The following is an 18,631-nucleotide window of genomic DNA, read 5'->3' as shown; positions in this document are numbered from 1 at the left end:
CGACGGGGCGGTTGCCCGGGGTCAGCCGTAGATGCGGTTGATGTGCTGTTCGTAGTCCCGCACGACGGCGGCCCGCTTGAGTTTGAGCGAGGGGGTCAGGTGCCCTGATTCCACGGTGAAGTCGGCGTCCAGGATGACGAAGCTGCGGATGGACTCGGCCTTGGAGACCGTGAGGTTCGCGGCATTGATGGCTTCCTGGATCGCGGCCCGGACCGTCTGGTCCGTGGCGGCTTCGGCCGGCGCCATGACGGGCACCTTCCGGGCGGCGCACCAGTTGCGCAGTCCTTCCGGGTCCAGGTTCACCAGTGCCGAGACGAAGGGCCGGCCGTCGCCAACGACCACGGCCTGTCCGACCAGCTGGTGCTCCCGGATCTTCTCCTCGAGCGGGCCCGGGGCGACATTCTTGCCGCCGGCTGTGACCAGCAGGTCCTTCTTCCGGCCCGTGATGGTCAGGAATCCGTCCTCGTCGAGGGAGCCGAGGTCGCCGGTCCGGAAGAAACCGTCCACGAAGGCCTCAGCGTTGGCGGCCTCGTTGGCGTGGTAGCCCTTGAAGACGCCGATGCCCTTGACCAGGATCTCGCCGTCGTCGGCCACCCGGACCGTGGTGCCCGGCACCGGGATGCCGACGGTGCCCACCTTGGTCCGCGCCGGGGTGTTGGCTGTGCAGGGCGCCGTGGTTTCGGTCAGGCCGTAGCCTTCCAGGACGGGGATGCCCACGCCGCGGAAAAAATGGGCGTCGTTGGAGCTCAGCGGGCTCGCGCCGGAGACCGTGTACCGCAGCTGGCCGCCGAAGGCCTGCCGGAGCCTGGGATACAGGATTCGGTCGAAGACTGCGTGCCGGGCACGCAGCAGGAGCCCCGGGCCCGTGCCGTTGCCCCGGGAGGCGGCGTCGAGGGCCTTGGAGTAGTCGATCGCGGCCGCCGCTGCGGCTGTGAAGATCCGTTCCTTGCCGGCGGCGTCCGCCTTCTGCGCGGCTCCGGCGTAGACCTTTTCGAAGATCCGGGGGACCACCAGCAGAAAGGTGGGTTTGAAGCTGTCCAGGTCGTCCAGGAGCTCTTTGGCACTGGCGGTGTGGCCGAGGGTGGATCCGGAGCTCAGGCAGACCACCTGTACCGCCCGGGCCAGGACGTGCGCCAGGGGCAGGAACATCAGCGTCCGGGAACGCGGCTGCATGAGGAGCTCGGGCAGGAACAGGACGATGTTCTTGGCCACGAGGGCAAAGTTGGCGTGGGTGATCTCGCAGCCCTTGGGCTTGCCGGTGGTGCCCGAGGTGTAGACCAGGGACGCGACATCCGCCAGGGACGCCGCGGTCCGGTGGCGTTCCAGCTCGGCGTCGGTCACCCCGGTGCCGGCCGCGGCCATGCTTGCCAGGTTCGGTGCGGCGCCGTCGTGCTCCATCCGCACGACGGCAACAAGCCGGTCACCGAGGACGGTGGAGGCGTCCAGGACGCCCTGGACGAGGGCGGCCCTGGCGTGGTCCTCGACGAACACCCGCCGGGCCCCCGAATCATGGAGAATCCACTCGACCTGGGCCGCGGAGGAGGTCTCGTAGATCGGGACGGTGACGCCGCCGGCGAACCAGATGGCGAAGTCCACCACCGTCCACTCGTACCGGGTGGCGGACATGACCGCGACGGTTTCGCCCGGCGTGAGTCCGCCGGCGATCAGGCCCTTGGCAAGGGCAGTGACCTGCTCCAGGAAGTGCTGGACGGAGACGTCGGTCCAGCCGGCGGGGCCTTTGCGGGAGTAGAGGGCGTGCACGGGATCCTTCGCGTGCTGCTCCAGGAGCAGGTCAGTCACGTTGCTCTCCGGGTCCAGCTCCACGAGCAGTCCGGTGCTTGCTTCTCTCACAGCCGAGTCTCCATTTCCTGGTCCGCCCGGAGTTCGGCGGACATTCCCCTGCAATCCTGCCCTAGATCCAGGACGGCATCCACATCCGGATGCGCCAGTCCTGGTACGGGATCACCTCGGCCGTCCAGACCGGGTAGAAGAACGCGGACACCAGCACGGCCGCCACCACGAACAGCGCCACCAGGTAGAACCCGGACCGCCGGCGCCAGAGGGGGTCGGCGCGCTGGCCGAGCACCAGCCCCAGGCAATAGACGAGCGCCAGCACCAGGAACGGTTCAAAGGACACGGCGTAGAAGAAGAAGGTGGTGCGCTCCGGGTACATGAACCAGGGGAGATATCCTGCGGCCACTCCGGCCAGGACTGCGCCGGCGCGCCAGTCGCGGCGGCCCGCCCACCAGAACAGCAGGACACCCAGGCTCACGGCCGCGCTCCACCAGATCAACGGGTTGCCGACGGAGAGGATGGCGGTGGTGCAGTTGGTCAGCTCGCAGCCCGGGGTGCCCTGCCCGGGGGATTCGTAGAAGAAGGACGTGGGCCGGCCCATGACCAGCCAGCTCCAGGCGCTGGCCTCGTAGGGGTGGTCGGCACTGAGGCCCTGGTGGAACTTATAGGCCTCCAGGTGGTAATGCGCCAGGGACCGTACGGCGTTCGGCAGCCAGCCCCACTCGGCCGAGGGATTGGCGTCGGCCCAGTGCCTGAAGTAGGCGTCCGTGGAACGGAACCACCCGGTCCAGGTGGCGCCGTAGACCAGGGCGGCCACCGGAACGATGCTCAGGAAGGCCGGGACGCCGTCCTTGAGGATGCCGCCGCTGATCCAGGCATGCACGCCGGCTATGCGCCGCGCACTGAGGTCCCAGAAGACGGTCAGCAGGCCGAATCCGGCCAGAAAGAACAGGGCGGACCATTTCGTGCCGACCGCCAGGCCCAGGCAGACGCCCGCCGCGAGGCGCCACCACCGGATGCCGAGCCAGGGCCCGGAGGTGAGCTGCAGCGCGGAGGGCCGCCCCGTGGCGGAGGCCGCGGCCTGCCGGCCGAGCCGGGCAGCGAGCCGCCTCCGGCCGTCGTCGCGGTCCATCAGCAGGGCCCCGAACGCGGCGAGGATCCAGAACATCAGGAAGATGTCCAGCAGCGAGGTCCGGGACATGACCAGGTGGTGGCCGTCCACGGCAAGCAGGATGCCGGCCGCGGCACCCAGGGTGAGCGAGCGGAAGAGCTTTTGCGCGATCAGGGCCAGCAGGAGGATGGACAGTGTCCCCGTCAGGGCCGCACCGAACCGCCAGCCGAAGGGGTTGTCCGCCCCGAAAAGCCACATGCCCGCGGCGATCATCCACTTGCCGACCGGCGGGTGGACGACGTACTCCGGCGTGTTCAGCAGCACGCCGGGGTTGCCGGCGATGAAGGAGTCGTTCGCCCGGTCCGGCCAGCTGCGCTCGTATCCGCTGACCAGGAAGGAGTACGCGTCTTTGACGTAGTACGTTTCGTCAAAGACCAGGTTGCGCGGCGTGTCCAGCCGGACGAACCGCAGGACGCCGCCCAGCGCGGCCGTCAGGACGGGAATGAGCCAGTACCAGAGCCGAAGCGACGCCGGGTAGTCCCGCCAGCTCTGAAGGCCGCCGATCAGGCGTTCCCTGAGGGCCTCCGGGGTGTTGGCCTCGGCGGGGCGGCCGATCCAGCGGTGCCCTTCAAGGTTGCGGCCGGCGCTGAAGCGGCTCCGGTCCTTGCCGGCTGCCCGGCCGTCGGGACGGCTGGGACCTGTTGCCGGCGATGCATCGGGGCCAGTCTCGGGCTGCCGCGTGGGGGTCTGGGTCACGTTGCCCATGCTACCTTTCGCAGCTGTGCTCGCAGGCCCCCGCCCCGGCGGCAGTAGGCTGGTCCTGTGGACCACGAACCCAGCCCTTCCCCCCTTCCTCCCCTCGATCCTCCCTTCGACGGCGATGCCGCCGCCGCCGTTCCCGCCCCTGATTCCGCGTCTGTTTCCGCCGCTGTTTCCGCCAGTGTTCTCGCCCCTGGCGGGCCCGGCAGGATCGTTCTCGCCGCGACGCCGATCGGCAATGCGGGCGATGCCTCGGCGCGGCTCGTGGAGTTGCTCGCGACGGCGGACATCGTCGCCGCGGAGGACACCCGGAGGCTGCACCGCCTTGTGCAGAACCTCGGCGTCACCGTGGCCGGCCGGATCATCAGCTATCACGAGCACAATGAGGCAGCCAAGACGGCTGACCTGCTGGAGCAGGTCCGGTCCGGCAAGACCCTTGTGATGGTGACCGACGCCGGCATGCCCTCTGTCTCTGATCCGGGGTTCCGGCTGGTTGAAGGCGCCGTGGCGGCCGGCCTCACCGTCACCGCGGCCCCGGGACCCTCCGCCGTGCTGACCGCCCTGGCCCTGTCGGGCCTGCCGACGGACCGCTTCTGCTTCGAGGGTTTCCTGCCCCGCAAGGCCGGTGAACGCTCCTCGCGGCTGGCCGATCTCGACACCGAGCGGCGCACCATGGTGTTCTTCGAGGCGCCGCACCGGCTGGAGCCCATGCTGAGGGCCCTGCGTGAGAGCTTTGGCGCCGACCGCCGGGCCGCCGTCTGCCGCGAACTCACCAAGACCTATGAAGAGGTCATCCGCGGCACCCTGCGCGAACTGCTTGAATGGGCCGAGTCCAGCGAGGTACGCGGCGAAATCGCCGTGGTGGTGGGCGGCGCCCCGGAACGCGAACCCGGCCGCCCCGAGGATCATGTGGCCGCCGTCAACGGGCTGATAGCCCAGGGCATCCGGCTGAAGGAGGCTGTCGCCGCAGTGGCCGATGACGCGAAGGTCAGCAAGCGCGAACTCTATGCCGCGGTCCTCGCCGCGCGCTGAGCCAGGTGGTGGGTGCCGGGCGGCGGGTTCCGGCGCGCTGCTTGCCTCGGGGGCTGGCCGGAACCGGGCTCCACGCGCACGCAGAACGGTTGTGCAGCTGCACAGCATAGTCTGGATACAGTAGTGCGCGCATGCATAGACTTGCCAGTGAGCGCGGCAGTAGCGTGGCAGTAATCCAGACGCCCGTGCCTGCCTGTGGGAACGAGCGCCTACAACGAAAACTCATTCAAAAAACTTGTGCCCACACTAGTTCAACCGAATTGCTGACGAGGGAGTCATTGTGACTGTAACTGCCCAGCCTATTGTTTCCGCGGACCGGGAGAGCGCCCTGCTGGCGTCCGTTCCGACGGGTCTGCTGATCAACGGCGAATGGCGTCCGGCCGTGTCCGGGAAGACCTTCGACGTCGAGGATCCCGCGACCGGGAAGGTCCTGCTCAGCATTGCCGACGCCGGTCCCGAAGACGGCAAGGCGGCCCTGGACGCGGCCGCTGCCGCGCAGGAGTCCTGGGCCAAGGTCCCGGCCCGGGAACGCGGCGAGATCCTGCGCCGCGCCTTCGAGCTGGTAACTGAACGGGCCGAGGACTTCGCGCTCCTGATGACCCTGGAGATGGGCAAACCGCTGGCCGAGGCCCGCGGCGAGGTCACCTACGGCGCCGAGTTCCTGCGCTGGTTCTCGGAAGAGGCCGTCCGCGCGTTCGGCCGCTACTCGGTTTCCCCGGACGGCAAGTCCCGGCTGCTGGTGACCAAGAAGCCCGTGGGCCCGTGCCTTTTGATCACGCCGTGGAACTTCCCGCTGGCGATGGCCACCCGCAAGATCGCCCCCGCGGTCGCGGCCGGCTGCACGATGGTGCTCAAGTCCGCGAACCTGACCCCGCTGACCTCCCAGCTGTTCGCGGCCGTGATGGTCGAGGCCGGCCTGCCCGCCGGTGTCCTGAACGTCATCCCGACCTCCACGGCCGGCGCCACCACGGGCCCGCTGATCAAGGATCAGCGCTTGCGCAAGCTGTCCTTCACCGGTTCCACCGAGGTTGGCCGCCGGCTGCTCGCGGACGCGTCCGAGACGGTGCTGCGGACCTCGATGGAACTCGGCGGGAACGCCCCGTTCGTCGTCTTCGGGGACGCCGACATCGACGCCGCCGTCGCCGGGGCGATGCTGGCGAAGCTGCGGAACATGGGCGAGGCCTGCACCGCGGCGAACCGGTTCATCGTGCACGAGTCCGTCGCGGCCGAGTTCGCGGAGAAGTTCGCCGCGAAGATGGCGGATATGACCACCGCCCGCGGCACCGAGGCCGAGTCCAAGGTTGGCCCGCTGATCGATGCCAAGAGCCGGGACAAGGTCCACGAACTCGTCACCGACGCCGTGAACTCCGGTGCTGTCGCCGTGACCGGCGGCTCCGCCGTCGAAGGCCCGGGCTACTTCTACAAGCCCACGATCCTCACCGGCGTGAGCGAGGGCAGCCGGATCCTGTCCGAGGAAATCTTCGGACCCGTCGCCCCGATCATCACCTTTGACACCGAGGACGAGGCCGTCCGGCTCGCGAACAACACCGAGTACGGGCTGGTGGCCTATGTCTTCACCCGGGACCTGAACCGGGGCATCCGGATGGGCGAACGGCTCGAGACCGGCATGCTGGGCCTCAACGCCGGCGTGGTCTCCAACGCTGCCGCCCCGTTCGGCGGCGTCAAGCAGTCCGGTCTGGGCCGTGAAGGCGGCCTCGAGGGCATCGAGGAATACCTCTACACGCAGTACATCGGCATCGCCGACCCCTACGCCGGCTAGCCACGCCAGCTACCCGCGGCGCACCCGGCGGACGGAGTTGCGGATCTTTCCCCAGGATCCCGCGAACCCCCGCCGGGTGCGTCGTGCTGTCCGGGAGTATTGTGCTGTCCGGGAGAGGAATCCGCGGGGCAGCCGGAGGGCCCGTCGCCAGCCGGACATGACCGACGGCGGGAGCCAGGCCGCGCGCAGCCGGACCAGGAAGCCGGCGTTGGCGCGCAGCGAGGCCTGCACCAGGGCGATCCTGGCCGCGGCGGAGTCGGCCGGATCCGCGGAGCCTGCGGTCCGCGCCGGACCGGCCACGCCGCCCGGGCGGCCGTACTGCTCACGTTCGAAGTCCTCGGTCAGGGCCGCCGCGGCCCGCTGGCCGGGCCCGTCCGCACCGCTGGGTTCCCCCAAAACCGTCGAGGCGCGCAACCGCTCGGAGAAATTCCGCGGCGTTTCGCTCGCTCCGGGCGCCACCCCGTAGTCCGTGGCCAGATCCCGCAGTTCCGCCCAGGCCGGCAGCGCCGTCCCGGCCGTGACGCCGGGATAGCCGCGGGACGCCGTCCTTAGCCTGCGGCGCCGCACGCCGCTGCGCACCAGCCGCGGGGAGGCCACCAGCAGCGCCAGCAGCAGCACCGCGGCAACGCTGTACAGCGCCTGTGCCGCCTGCGCGCCGCTGGGCGCCGGCGTGCCCGCTCCGGGAAGCGGGACCGTGCCGGGGGCCGGGAACGGTGCCTGGGTGGAACCGTCACCGGGGGTCAGGGCGTCGTTGCGGTCGTTGGTGCTGGCACCGCTGCGTGCGGCGGCATCCGTGGCGTACGCCGGAACGACGCCGCGGGACGGTGTCGGCTCAAACGCGACCCAGCCGATGCCCTGGAAATAGAGCTCCGGCCAGGCGTGGGCGTCCCGGGCATCGACCTCGAACTCCGGAAGCGGGCCCTGGCCCGAGACCGCCACCGTGGCCCCCGTGGGGCGCCCCGGCGCGTAGCCCACGGCGATCCTGCTCGGAATGCCCTCCAGCCTGGCCATCACGGCCATGGCGGAGGCGAAATGAATGCAGTAGCCGCTCTTCTGGGTCAGGAAGTCCGCCAGCACGGACAGGCCGTTGCCGTCGTAGCCGCCCTGCACGGGGGACTGCAGCGAGTAGCTGAACTCGGCGGAGCGCAGATACCTCTGGATGGCCATGGCCCGCGAATACGGCGAGTTGGCACCCGCCGTCACGGTTTTAGCCGTGCTGCGCACAACCTCCGGAACATTCGACGGTTCCCGGAGGAACAGTTCGGGGACACCGGTCACCGGCCCGGAAGCGCCCGCCAGCAGCGCTGCCGTGAGCTGCGGAGTGACGGACGAGACCACATATTGCTGGTCGCGGGAATTTGTGTCCACACCCTTGATGCTCAGCGTGGCGGGGTCCCAGCTCCAGCGCCCTGAGAGTCCGTTGACAGCTTCCGGCGCATACGGTGCGGGCAGGTACGGGCTCGTGTACTGGCCGGTGTTGACGGCCGTAATTACGCGGAGCTCGGCCGGGGCGGTTTCATGCCCGGCCTCGAGCCGGCCGGTTCCCGGCTGCCGGCTCGACTCCCGGTCATCGGGTGACCAGGAATCGCCGTCAAAGGTGTCCACGGTTACCGAGCGCAGGTACGGCGTCGTCGGCGCGTTCGTGGCGAAGGTGATCCGGCCCTCGCCGGAGGGGCTGCGCAGGCTGTTGCCCAGGCTGATCATCGGATTGAGGCCGGTGGCGCCGCCGAACGGGTTCAGCCGCGAGCCCTGCGGGAACGTGCCCTGGTCGAAACCCGGGATGACCAGCTGCAGCACCAGCGTGAGGGTCAGCGCCGCGACGGCCGTGACCGTGCCGCGCCGGAGCTGCCCGGGGTTGCGGGCGGTGTCGGCCAGGGTGCGGGTATCCGGCGTGTACCAATGGCTGCAGCCGAGGATCAACAGGTACCCGACTACGGCGCCCAAGAACCCCAGCACTCCCACGCTTTGCGGCTTGACCATGGCCGGCACCACGAGGATTGCCAGGATCCCGAGCCCGCTCGTGGCCGGCAGCGCCAGCGGGAACGCCAGGGCATCGATGAGGATCACGAGCACCCCGAGGACCGCGCAGATCAGCATGACGATTCCGGCGTTGGGGGCCACTGGGGTGCTCTCGGCCAGAACCGTTTCGCTGGCCCGCCGGAGGAACTTTCCCAGGTAGTTCATGGTCTCCGGGGAGGGGATGAACCCGGCAATGCTGTGCTGCCGGAAGAAGATGAAGGTCACGGCCACGATCAGCGCCACCAGGCCGCCGGCGGTCACCAGCCAGGGCCGGGCACGCAGGGACCGGAGCACCGCGAGGGAGAACGCAACGGAGAGCACGGTACTGAACACCGGGGAGTACCAGGCCCAGCCACGCAGGACGCCGTTGAATCCGAGGGCCGCGCCCGCGACGGCTACCGCGACGGCGGTCGCCATCACCCAGGGCCGGGCGCCGGGTCCGTCCGGCCGGGACGCCGCACCGGGGGAGAGGGCCGTCGGTTCTTCTCCGCCGGCCGTGCCGGTGCCTTGGCTGCGTTGCGGGGCGAGCGTCATGGCCGGCCCCCCACGCCGCGGCGGACGTCGGCCCCGGCGGACATCCCCGGGTCTGCCTGGTCGAAGGCTGCCCAGGCGTCAGGCAGCGAGCTCTGGGCGGACACCGCCAGGGCCCGCCATCCGCCCAGCCGCAGCGCCTCCAGCACCTCGGGCACGTCGCCGGAGTCCTGTGCCCGGTCCGTGACCAGCAGCGCGAAGGCGTTCGCGCCGAACCCGGCGGCCGGGGACAGCGCCCGGGCCTCGGCCGGGGTCAGGCTGCCCAGGACCGCCAGGACAGGTCCGCGCAGCCGGTGGGCGGAAAGTTTGTCCATCAGGGTGTCGTCGAAGGCGTGCGGGGCATTACCGGTGCCCGCACCGGCCCCGGAGCGGAATCCCCCCGGCGCGGAAGATCCGGTGCTGGTTCCCGCCGCGGCCTTCTGCGGGCGGGGCCCCGTGCGGTCACGGTGCGGGTGGTTGTGGTGGTGGGTGTGGTGCGGGCCGGAAAGCTCGATGGCAGCCAGGCTTTCGGCGATGGACTGCAGCCCGGCCGTTCCGGTGTATTCCTCGGCTTCCGGGTCGGGAGCGGACGGCGAATGCCGGAAGGCCGGCTCGCCCGCGCTGTCCAGGAACCGCAGCGAGTAGTTGCGTTCCGCGAGGTGCGCCCCGATCGACATCGCCGCCGTGACAGCCCACTCGAAGGCATCAGAGGTCAGCAGGTCGTGGCCGTCCCCCTCCCCGCCGCCCGGGTGGCCGCCGGAGGAATGGGCACTGTGGCCGAACACCCCGTGGGGGTAGGCGGAGAGCCGCTGGTCCAGGATGATGGTCGCCTCGGGGGTCGTGACGGATTCCTCCTGCCGCACCATGAGGGACCCGTGGCGGGCGGTCGCGGCCCAGTGCACCCGGCGCAGCGGATCCCCGTGGCGGTATTCGCGGGTCATGACGTCGTCGTCGCTGGGATTGGCCCGGGCCCGCGTGGGTGTGACACCGTCGTGTCCGCGGGCACCGGCGAGCCCCGTCTCCGGCAGCTCGATGGCGGCGGGCGTGACGGTGAGGAGGTCGCCGTCGTCAATCGCGTGGCGGTGGAAGGAGAGCCCGAAGGGATCGCTGAATTCCGCCGTGACGGGCCCGATCAGGAACTGGCCGCGCCTGGCCGAGCGGAGGTGGTACTCATAGCGGCTGGTGCCGCCGGCTGCCGCACGGGCCGGGAACCGGAAGACGGGCGATTCGCCGAACCGGGCCGGCAAGTGTTCCTCCATGACCGCGTGGCCTGTGCCCGCCCCGGTCCGCGCGACGGCCAGCCGCACCGTGGCACGGGCGGAGGTTTCAACCGGCGACGGGCTGAATTCGCGGTAGACCCGGAACCTCGGCTTCAGGACCCGGGTTCCGGCCAGGGCGAGCGCCGGCAGCACCAGCAACAGGACGGCCAGGGCCAGCAGGTCCCGGCGCCCCATGATCTGCGCGGCCAGCAGCGACACCGCACCCGCGCCGAGCAGGCCCCAGCCGCGGCTGCTGAAGAAGTGCCCGGGGAACCGATCCCTTAACGCCACGGCGGAGCCATTCCCTAGCGCGGATTGGGCAGGTTGGGCGGCGGCGCGGCTGCCATGGCCGAGGCCTTCTTCCGGCCAGGGCGGCCGGTTCCGTTGGGTGAGGCCGTCACGTCCGGGGTGACGGGTATCTTGGCGATGATGGCCCGGATGACGCTTTGCGGCGTCTCACCCGCGCTGGCCGCCTTGCGGTCGAGGATGATCCGGTGGGCGAGCACCGCTTCGGCGACGCTGACGACGTCGTCCGGCAGCACAAAGTCCCGGCCCTCCAGCGCGGCGGTGGCCTTCGCCGCACGCAGGAGCTGCAGCATGGACCGCGGGCTGGCGCCGAGCCGGAGAAGCCCGCTTTCCCGCGTGGCCCGGCCCAGGGCCACGGTGTACTCCTTGATCGACCGGGACACGTACACCTGCTGCACCGTGGCAATCATGGCGGCCACTTCCGCCGCGGTGACCACTGCCGTCACACGCGCCAGCGGAGAGGAGGCCTGGTGGGTTTCGAGCATCTCCATCTCGGACTCACGGTCCGGGTAGCCCATGGAAATCCGGGCCATGAAGCGGTCCCGCTGCGCTTCCGGCAGCGGATACGTGCCCTCCATCTCAATGGGGTTCTGCGTCGCCACCACCATGAAGGGCTCATCCAGCCGGTAGGACGTGCCGTCCACCGTGACCTGGTGCTCCTCCATGCACTCCAGCAGGGCTGACTGGGTCTTGGCCGAGGCGCGGTTGATTTCGTCCCCGATGACGATGTTGGCGAACACCGCGCCGTGCCGGAACTCGAAGGTCCGGGTCGCCTGGTTGTAGATGGACACGCCCGTGACGTCGGACGGGAGCAGGTCCGGGGTGAACTGGATCCGGCTGACGGAACAGTCGATGGTGCGGCCCAGCGTCTTCGCCAGGAGCGTCTTGCCCACCCCTGGGACGTCTTCGAGGAGCAGGTGGCCCTGGGCGAGGAGGACCGTGAGCGCCAGTTTGGCCGCTTCGGCCTTGCCGTCGATGACCGTATTGATCGCCGTCAGGATCCGGGTGCTGGCTGAGTGGAAGGCGTCGGCTTCCATGGCCGGCAGTTCATGCCGCGGGGGCCGGTGTCCGGCTGCGTTTGGATCCAAGGAAGCGCGGCCCGGGAGGCTCTGTCCTTGGGGGAGGATGTCGTCTACGGAAGTGCGGTGGTAATCCATCGGCAGCCTTTCAGCCCTGGTGGGTCCCGGATCTGACCGCCCGCGGCGGCCGGGCCCCGCAGTGGCATTCACCTGTTTCCTAACGGGGAAATTACAGAGTATTAACAGACTACTAACACAACTGCCGGCCCTGACAGAGAGTTCCGGGGAAATCTGGCCTCCGGTTAGGCTGGATGAATGCTCAGTCCCCTCACTCCCGTCCCCTTCCGGTTGCCTGGACACGACGGTACCGGACGCAGCGGGTATCCGCCCGCACCTGAACCGCTTCCCGTGCCGGTCATGGACAACCACACGCATTTGGATTTTCCCGACGCGGAGCCTGAGGTGGGCATCAAGGACGCCCTCGATGCCGCCGCCGCCGTGGGCGTGCAAGGCGCCGTGCAGGTGGGCTGCGACCTCGAATCGTCCCGGTTTACGGTCAACGCGGTCGACCTCGATTCACGGCTCCTGGGCGCTGTTGCCCTCCACCCCAACGACGCCCCCGGCTACGCCCGGCGCGGCGGCCTGGAGGAGGCCCTGGCCGAGATCGAGGAGCTCGCCGCCCATCCGAGGATCCGGGCGATCGGGGAGACCGGCCTGGACTTCTTCCGGACCGAGGGCGAGGGCCTGGTCCACCAGCGCTATTCGTTCCGCCGCCATATCGACATCGCCAAACGGCTCGGACTGACGCTGCAAATCCACGACCGCGACGCCCACGACGACGTCGTCCAGGTCCTGCGCGAAGAGGGGGCCCCGGAGCGGGTGGTCTTCCACTGTTTCTCCGGCGGCGAGGCGCTCGCCCGGACCTGCAACGCGGAGGGCTGGTACATGTCCTTTGCCGGAACAGTGACATTCAAGAACGCGACGGACCTGCGGGAAGCGCTGGCTATCGCTGAGCCGAGCCGGATCCTGGTCGAGACCGACGCGCCCTTCCTCACCCCGCACCCGCATCGCGGCCGGCCGAACGCGAGCTACATGGTTCCGTACACGGTGCGGGCCATGGCCGATGTGACTGGGTCGGAGCTTTCCGGGCTGTGTGCGCAGATCGCCGCAAATACGGTGCTGGCGTACGGATCCTGGGACTGAACCGCCCTCATCCAGCCTCCCGGTGTAGATACGGGGTATGCACAAATTCTTGGTTCCTTTATAACGCTTCGATTACAGTGGTCAACTATTAGCCGGGGTCGGGGAAGGCCTACGGATAATTTCACTCCAGCAGGGCGTGCATTGTGGCCAACGAACCACATGCGCGCTCTCGTTTTGGGTGAGGCAGTGCACGCATGTTCCGTGACGCTCCGGACGCTGTCCGGAGCCGCCGTTGGCGCGCTCGCGGGGGATGGCCACGTGCACTTTTCCCCGTGCCCGGAAGGTCCAAGAGATTCGGGCAATTGTGGTCAAGTTCTTCACATCGGACGGCAAGTTCAGCTTCGTCAAGGTTGGCACGCAGCTCGTGGTGCTGGTGGCACTGGTGCTGGGCCTCGTGGCCTTCGTAGGCAATAACAAGACGATCACACTCAACGTGGATGGCAAAGTCAGCTCCGTCCAGACCTTCGGCGGAACCGTCGGGGAAGTCGTCAAGAGCGCCAAGGTTGAACTGCAGCCATCTGACAGGGTGTCGCCTTCGGCGGACGCCCACGTGCAGGACGGGTCAGTCATCAACGTCAACCTCGCCAAGGCCGTCAAGGTCAGCCTGGACGGCGCCGAACGGACCATCTCCACCACCGCACCCACCGTCGAAGGTCTCGTGACCGAACTCGGCGTGGCCAGCGCCTCGCAGGTCTCCGTGCCCAAGGACGCCCAGCTCGCCGTCTCCGGCTCCTTCGTGTCCATCTCGACGCCTAAAAAGGTGAGCCTCGTTGCGGACGGCAAGGCGGCAGCGACCACCACGACGGCGGCCACAGTCGCCAAAGTGCTCGAGGACGCCGGGCTTTCGCTCGGGGCCAGCGACCGCGTCTCCCAGCCCGGGAACGCCCCGGTGGTCAATGACATGGTGATTAAGGTCTCCCGCGTCGACGTCAGCAAGACGGCCAACACCACCGAGCCCGTCGCCTTCGAAACGCTCACCACCGAGAGTGCGGACATGTTCAAGGGTGAGAAGAAGGTCACCCAGGCCGGCGTCGCCGGCACCACCAGCAAGAACTTCAAGCTGGTCCTCGTGGATGGCCGCGAAGCCTCCCGGACCCTGGTGTCCGAGACCGTCAGCGTCCAGCCCGTCACCGAAAAGGTCACTGTCGGCACCAAGGAAAAGCCCAAGCCCGCCGCCAACACCGGTGCGGCCGCCCCCGCCATGATGAACCAGGGCATGTGGGACAAGATCGCCCAGTGCGAATCCGGCGGCAACTGGTCCACCAACACCGGCAACGGCTACTACGGAGGCCTGCAGTTCGACGTCGGCACCTGGCTCAGCTCGGGCGGCGGCGCCTACGCCCCGAACGCCGCGGCCGCCACCAAGGCCCAGCAGATCGCCGTCGCCAACCGGGTCTACGCCCAGCGCGGACTGCAGCCCTGGGGTTGCGGCTGGGCCGCCTCCAGCTAGCAGGCCAGGCCGGCGGCTGACTGCCCGCCACTGAACGCCCGACTCCCGCGGCTGCCGACCACAGCCAGGGGAGAGCACAGGCCGGGTCCGGATTCCCTCCGGACCCGGCCTGCGGCGTACCGGCGCCGGGATAGGATACCTAGGTGACTGAACCGAGCCCCTCCGCCCCCGAAAGCCTGCCCGGAGCGGCGCCCGCACCGCTGATGGGTGCCTCCGATATCCGCCGGCTGGCAGAGGAAATCAGCGTGCGGCCCACGAAGACCCTCGGGCAGAACTTCGTGATCGACGGCAACACCATCCGGCGGATCGTGAACGCCGCCGACATCCGGGCCGATGAGACCGTCCTGGAAGTCGGCCCCGGACTCGGGTCACTGACCCTTGGCCTGCTGGACGCCGCCCGCAGCGTGGTCGCCGTCGAAATCGATCCGGTCCTTGCCGGGCGCCTGCCGGCCACTGTCGCCGCGTGGCGACCGCACGCCGTCGGGAACTTCCACCTCGTGCTGGCCGACGCCATGCGGGTCACCAAACTTCCCGTCGAGCCGACCGCCCTCGTCGCGAATCTTCCCTACAACGTGGCCGTTCCCGTGGTGCTGCACCTCCTGCAGCACTTCCCGAGCCTGCAGCACGGCCTGGTCATGGTCCAGGATGAAGTCGCCGACCGGCTCGCGGCCGGGCCCGGCTCCAAGACCTACGGCGTTCCATCCGTCAAAGCCGCTTGGTACAGCAGCATGCGCAAGGCCGGCGTGATCGGCATGAACGTCTTCTGGCCAGCGCCCAAGATCCATTCCGGACTCGTCGCCTTCACGCGCCGGGAGCCCCCGGTTACGACCGCCACCAGGGAGCAGGTCTTCGCCGTGATCGACGCCGCCTTCGCGCAGCGCCGCAAGACGCTCCGGGCCGCGCTGGCCGGCTGGGCCGGCAGTGCCGCCGAGGCCGAACGCTGCCTGCGGGCCGCCGGCGTCGACCCCACAGCACGCGGCGAAGTGATCGACATCGCGGCGTTCGCCAGAATCGCCGAAGCCCACGGACAAGCGGACTCCTGAGCTCCTTGTGAGCCCTGCATGGGCGCCTCCGGGGGCGGTTGCGTGCTTGGAGCCCGGGCCGCGATGCCATAGCGTGGAGCCATGAACGCAGTGAGAGGGCGCTTTGCCGCGAGGACCGTCCGGGTGAAAGCTCCAGGCAAGGTTAACGTCTCACTGGACGTCGGACCGCTGCGGCCGGACGGCTACCACTCCGTGGCCAGCGTCTACCTGGCTGTCTCGCTCTACGAAGAAATTGCCGCCACCAGCACCGATACCGGCGAGATCACCGTCAGCATCAGTGATGCGAGCACCGTGGACCTCGACGGGGTGGACATTCCGCTCGATCACCGCAACCTGGCCTACAAAGCCGCCGCCATCATGGCCGACGTCTCGGAACACTCCACGGGTGTCCACCTGGAGATCACCAAACGGGTGCCCGTGGCTGGCGGCATGGGCGGCGGATCGGCCGACGCCGCCGCCACCCTGCTGGCCTGCGACGCGTTGTGGAACAGCGGACTGTCCCGCGATGAGCTGGCCCACCTGGCCGCCGAGCTCGGCGCCGATGTTCCCTTCGCGCTGCTGGGCGGCACCGCCGTCGGACTGGGCCTGGGCGATGACCTCTCGCCGGCCCTGGTCAAGGCCCAGACGGACTGGGTCCTGGTCAGCGCGGACTTCGGCCTGCCCACCCCTGAGGTCTACCGCACCCTGGACCGCCTGCGCGCGGCCGAGGGCCTGGCGGTGGACGAACCCGACGCCGTGGATCCCGGCGTGCTCACGGCTCTGCGCAGCGGCGATGCCGACGCCCTGAGCCGCGTGCTGGTCAACGACCTCCAGCGCGCCTCGATCGAACTGGCCCCGGGCCTGCGCGAGACCCTGGGCCGCGGCGAGGCCTGCGGCGCGATCGCAGGCATCGTCTCCGGCTCCGGACCCACCGTCGCGTTCCTCGCGCACAGCCCCGCCGCGGCCGCCGGGCTCGCCGAAGAGCTGCGGCACCACAGCCTCGACGCCATGGCGGTGCACGGGCCGGTGCACGGGGCCCGCATCATCTCCGATACGCTCCTTTAGGAGCTTTTGACGCATCGCATCCGATGACTTCACAGCTTCACTTCACCGATACACCTAAGAAAGCAGTTCCCAGTGGCACACCTGCTCGGCGGCGAGAACCTCACGGTCTCGTATGCAACCCGTACCGTCCTCGATGGCATTACCCTCGGCCTTGAAGAGGGCGACCGGATCGGCATGGTGGGCCGCAACGGTGACGGCAAGTCAACCCTGATGCGGTTGCTGGCCATGCGCTCCACCCCGGACTCCGGCCGGGTTACCAAGCGCAGCGAGGTAAACATCGGCTACCTGGACCAGAGCGACGTGCTCGACGGCGACCTCACCGTCGGCGCCGCGATCGTGGGGGACCAGGCCGACTACGAGTGGGCCCGCAATCCCCAGATCCGCGAAGTCATGGGCGGGCTGGTGTCCGACGTCGACTGGCACGCCAACGTCCACGCGCTCTCCGGCGGGCAGAAGCGGCGTGTGGCGCTGGCCAAGCTGCTGATCGAGGACCACGACGTCATCATGCTCGACGAGCCCACCAACCACCTCGACGTCGAAGGCGTCGCGTGGCTGTCCCGGCACCTGAAGACCCGCTGGCGGGCCAACCAGGGCGCCTTCCTCGTGGTCACCCACGACCGCTGGTTCCTCGACGAAGTCTGCACCAAGACCTGGGAAATCCACGACGGCATCATGGACCCGTTCGACGGCGGCTATGCCGCCTACGTCCTGGCCCGCGCCGAGCGCGACCGCTCCGCTTCCGTGATGGAAAGCAAGCGCCAGCAGCTCGTGAAGAAGGAACTCGCCTGGCTCCGGCGCGGTGCCCCGGCCCGCACCGCCAAGCCCAAGTTCCGGATCGAGGCAGCCAACGCCCTGATCGCGGACGTCCCCGAGCCGCGCGACTCGACGGCGCTGAGCAAGATGGCCACCGCCCGGCTGGGCAAGGATGTCCTGGACCTCGAGCACGTCTCGCTGGACTTCCTCGGCGGCGAGCCCGGGCAGAAGCTCTTCGACAACATCACGCTGCGCCTCGCCCCCGGGGAGCGGCTGGGCCTCGTGGGCGTCAACGGCGCCGGCAAGACCACCCTGCTCAAACTCCTCAACGGTGAGATCCAGCCCAGCTCCGGGAAGGTCAAGCGCGGCAAGACGGTGGTCACCGCGGTCCTGACCCAGGAGGTCAAGGAACTCGACGACGTCTCGGACCTGCGCGTGATCGAAGTGATCGAGCGGGAAAAGCGCTCCTTCAACGTCGGCGGCAAGGAATTCACCGCCGGCCAGCTCGTGGAGCAGCTGGGCTTCACCAACGAGAAGCAGTGGACCCCGGTCAAGGACCTCTCCGGTGGCGAACGCCGGCGGCTGCAGCTCCTGCGCCTGCTCGTGGGGGAGCCGAACGTGCTGATGCTTGACGAGCCGACCAACGACCTCGACACCGACACCCTCGCCGCCGTCGAAGATGTGCTCGACGGCTGGCCGGGCACGCTCGTCGTCGTCAGCCACGACCGCTACCTGCTCGAGCGCGTCACGGACCACCAGATGGCGCTCCTTGGCGATGGCAAGATCCAGGCCCTGCCGCGCGGCGTGGACCAGTACCTCGAACTGCGGGAAGGGGCCCTGGCCGGCTCCACCATCACCGGCGGCGGCAACCCCGTCACCTCCGCCGGCGGGGGATCCGCTCCCGCCGCCAGCGGCCCTTCCGAGGCCGAAAAGCGCGACGCCCGCAAGGCCAAGAACCGGATCGACCGCCAGCTGGGCAAACTCAAGCAGCAGGAAGACAAGATCCACGCCCAGATGACCGCCGGGGCGGGGGACGCCAGCAAGTTCGACCAGCTCGCCGGGCTTAACGCGAAACTCCAGGAACTGGCCGGGGAACGCGAAGCCCTTGAACTCGAATGGCTCGAGGCCCTGGAAGTGCTGGGGGAGTAGCCTCCTGCCCTCCCCGGGACATGCCCAGCGTGAGCACCCACCGCTGGACATGTCCCTCGCAGCCCTCAAAACCCACGGGACATGTCCCTCGCCGCGGACCAGCACCGGACATGTCCCTTGTAGGGCTCAAATCCCGCCGGGCATGTCCCACGGCGCGGACCAGCATTGGACATGTCCCTTGGAGGGCTCAAATCCCGCCGGGCATGTCCCTCGCCGCGGACCAGCATTGGACATGTCCCTTGGAGGGCTCAAATCCCGCCGGGCATGTCCCTCGCCGCGGGCCAGGGATGGGCATATTGGCGTTATGCCCATTGTCCGGGACCAACACTGGGCATATCCCGCATAGGGACCGAGGTCTCTGCGCACGCCCGGGAAGGCACGTCCCGCGGAGTGCGTGAAT

At 69.2% G+C, this 18,631-nt stretch carries 12 protein-coding genes; 7 read left to right on the top strand and 5 right to left on the bottom strand.

The window, feature by feature from the left end; all coding sequences use genetic code 11:
* Positions 1-21 precede the first annotated feature (21 nt).
* The gene (locus AC1DNG_RS10600) at positions 22-1,851 is read right to left on the bottom strand and encodes an AMP-dependent synthetase/ligase (protein WP_476856556.1); all 1,830 of its coding nucleotides are present in this window, start codon (positions 1,849-1,851) and stop codon (positions 22-24) included.
* 61 nt (positions 1,852-1,912) lie between these two features.
* A complete protein-coding gene (locus AC1DNG_RS10595) occupies positions 1,913-3,670 on the bottom strand; it encodes a dolichyl-phosphate-mannose--protein mannosyltransferase (protein ID WP_476856555.1) in 1,758 nt (585 codons plus the stop codon).
* Positions 3,671-3,727: 57 nt separating this feature from the next.
* Between AC1DNG_RS10595 and rsmI the strand changes: the two genes are divergently transcribed.
* Positions 3,728-4,696 (top strand): 16S rRNA (cytidine(1402)-2'-O)-methyltransferase, encoded by a 969-nt coding sequence (gene rsmI / locus AC1DNG_RS10590; RefSeq protein ID WP_476856554.1) that lies wholly within the window; start codon positions 3,728-3,730, stop codon positions 4,694-4,696.
* 280 nt (positions 4,697-4,976) lie between these two features.
* Complete coding sequence (locus tag AC1DNG_RS10585) at positions 4,977-6,476, top strand: NAD-dependent succinate-semialdehyde dehydrogenase (RefSeq protein WP_223914141.1); 1,500 nt, start codon at positions 4,977-4,979, stop codon at positions 6,474-6,476.
* Positions 6,477-6,485: 9 nt separating this feature from the next.
* Here the strand turns inward: AC1DNG_RS10585 and AC1DNG_RS10580 are convergent, their stop codons facing one another.
* From AC1DNG_RS10580 to AC1DNG_RS10570, 3 genes are read right to left on the bottom strand one after another with little or no spacing between them, the layout of a single operon-like run.
* Positions 6,486-9,029, bottom strand: a complete 2,544-nt coding sequence (locus AC1DNG_RS10580) for a transglutaminase TgpA family protein (RefSeq protein ID WP_476856553.1) — start codon at positions 9,027-9,029, stop codon at positions 6,486-6,488.
* Positions 9,026-10,555 (bottom strand): DUF58 domain-containing protein, encoded by a 1,530-nt coding sequence (locus AC1DNG_RS10575; protein ID WP_476849068.1) that lies wholly within the window; start codon positions 10,553-10,555, stop codon positions 9,026-9,028. The genes AC1DNG_RS10580 and AC1DNG_RS10575 overlap by 4 nt, the downstream gene beginning before the upstream one ends.
* Before the next feature lie 14 nt (positions 10,556-10,569).
* A complete protein-coding gene (locus AC1DNG_RS10570) occupies positions 10,570-11,727 on the bottom strand; it encodes an AAA family ATPase (protein ID WP_476849067.1) in 1,158 nt (385 codons plus the stop codon).
* Positions 11,728-11,904: 177 nt separating this feature from the next.
* Here AC1DNG_RS10570 and AC1DNG_RS10565 point away from each other — a divergent pair, with 177 nt between their 5' ends.
* The 5 genes from AC1DNG_RS10565 (at position 11,905) to AC1DNG_RS10545 (ending at position 18,231) form a co-directional block, all read left to right on the top strand.
* Positions 11,905-12,792 carry a TatD family hydrolase gene (locus AC1DNG_RS10565; RefSeq protein ID WP_476856552.1) on the top strand — a complete coding sequence of 296 codons (888 nt, stop codon included), beginning with the start codon at positions 11,905-11,907 and terminating at the stop codon, positions 12,790-12,792.
* A gap of 304 nt (positions 12,793-13,096) precedes the next feature.
* The gene (locus AC1DNG_RS10560) at positions 13,097-14,242 is read left to right on the top strand and encodes a ubiquitin-like domain-containing protein (RefSeq protein WP_476849065.1); all 1,146 of its coding nucleotides are present in this window, start codon (positions 13,097-13,099) and stop codon (positions 14,240-14,242) included.
* Positions 14,243-14,445: 203 nt separating this feature from the next.
* On the top strand, positions 14,446-15,285 hold the full coding sequence (gene rsmA / locus AC1DNG_RS10555; RefSeq protein WP_476856643.1) for a 16S rRNA (adenine(1518)-N(6)/adenine(1519)-N(6))-dimethyltransferase RsmA: 840 nt from the start codon (positions 14,446-14,448) through the stop codon (positions 15,283-15,285).
* An 81-nt stretch (positions 15,286-15,366) separates the two neighbouring features.
* Positions 15,367-16,329 (top strand): 4-(cytidine 5'-diphospho)-2-C-methyl-D-erythritol kinase, encoded by a 963-nt coding sequence (locus tag AC1DNG_RS10550; protein WP_028276492.1) that lies wholly within the window; start codon positions 15,367-15,369, stop codon positions 16,327-16,329.
* Positions 16,330-16,401: 72 nt separating this feature from the next.
* Positions 16,402-18,231 (top strand): ABC-F family ATP-binding cassette domain-containing protein, encoded by a 1,830-nt coding sequence (locus tag AC1DNG_RS10545; protein WP_476887319.1) that lies wholly within the window; start codon positions 16,402-16,404, stop codon positions 18,229-18,231.
* Positions 18,232-18,631: the final 400 nt, after the last annotated feature.

This window comes from Arthrobacter sp. 01T425, from assembly GCF_056398725.1.
Note: the sequence above shows the minus strand (reverse complement) of the source record. Positions and strands in the feature narration are given on the sequence as shown.

Bases quoted from the DNA above. Each gene is read 5' to 3' on its own strand.
- AC1DNG_RS10595 (WP_476856555.1), bottom strand. From the start codon at position 3,670: ATGGGCAACGTGACCCAGACCCCCACGCGGCAGCCCGAGACTGGCCCC.
- AC1DNG_RS10580 (WP_476856553.1), bottom strand. From the start codon at position 9,029: ATGACGCTCGCCCCGCAACGCAGCCAAGGCACCGGCACGGCCGGCGGA.
- AC1DNG_RS10570 (WP_476849067.1), bottom strand. From the start codon at position 11,727: ATGGATTACCACCGCACTTCCGTAGACGACATCCTCCCCCAAGGACAG.
- AC1DNG_RS10565 (WP_476856552.1), top strand. From the start codon at position 11,905: ATGCTCAGTCCCCTCACTCCCGTCCCCTTCCGGTTGCCTGGACACGAC.
- rsmA (WP_476856643.1), top strand. From the start codon at position 14,446: ATGGGTGCCTCCGATATCCGCCGGCTGGCAGAGGAAATCAGCGTGCGG.
- AC1DNG_RS10550 (WP_028276492.1), top strand. From the start codon at position 15,367: ATGAACGCAGTGAGAGGGCGCTTTGCCGCGAGGACCGTCCGGGTGAAA.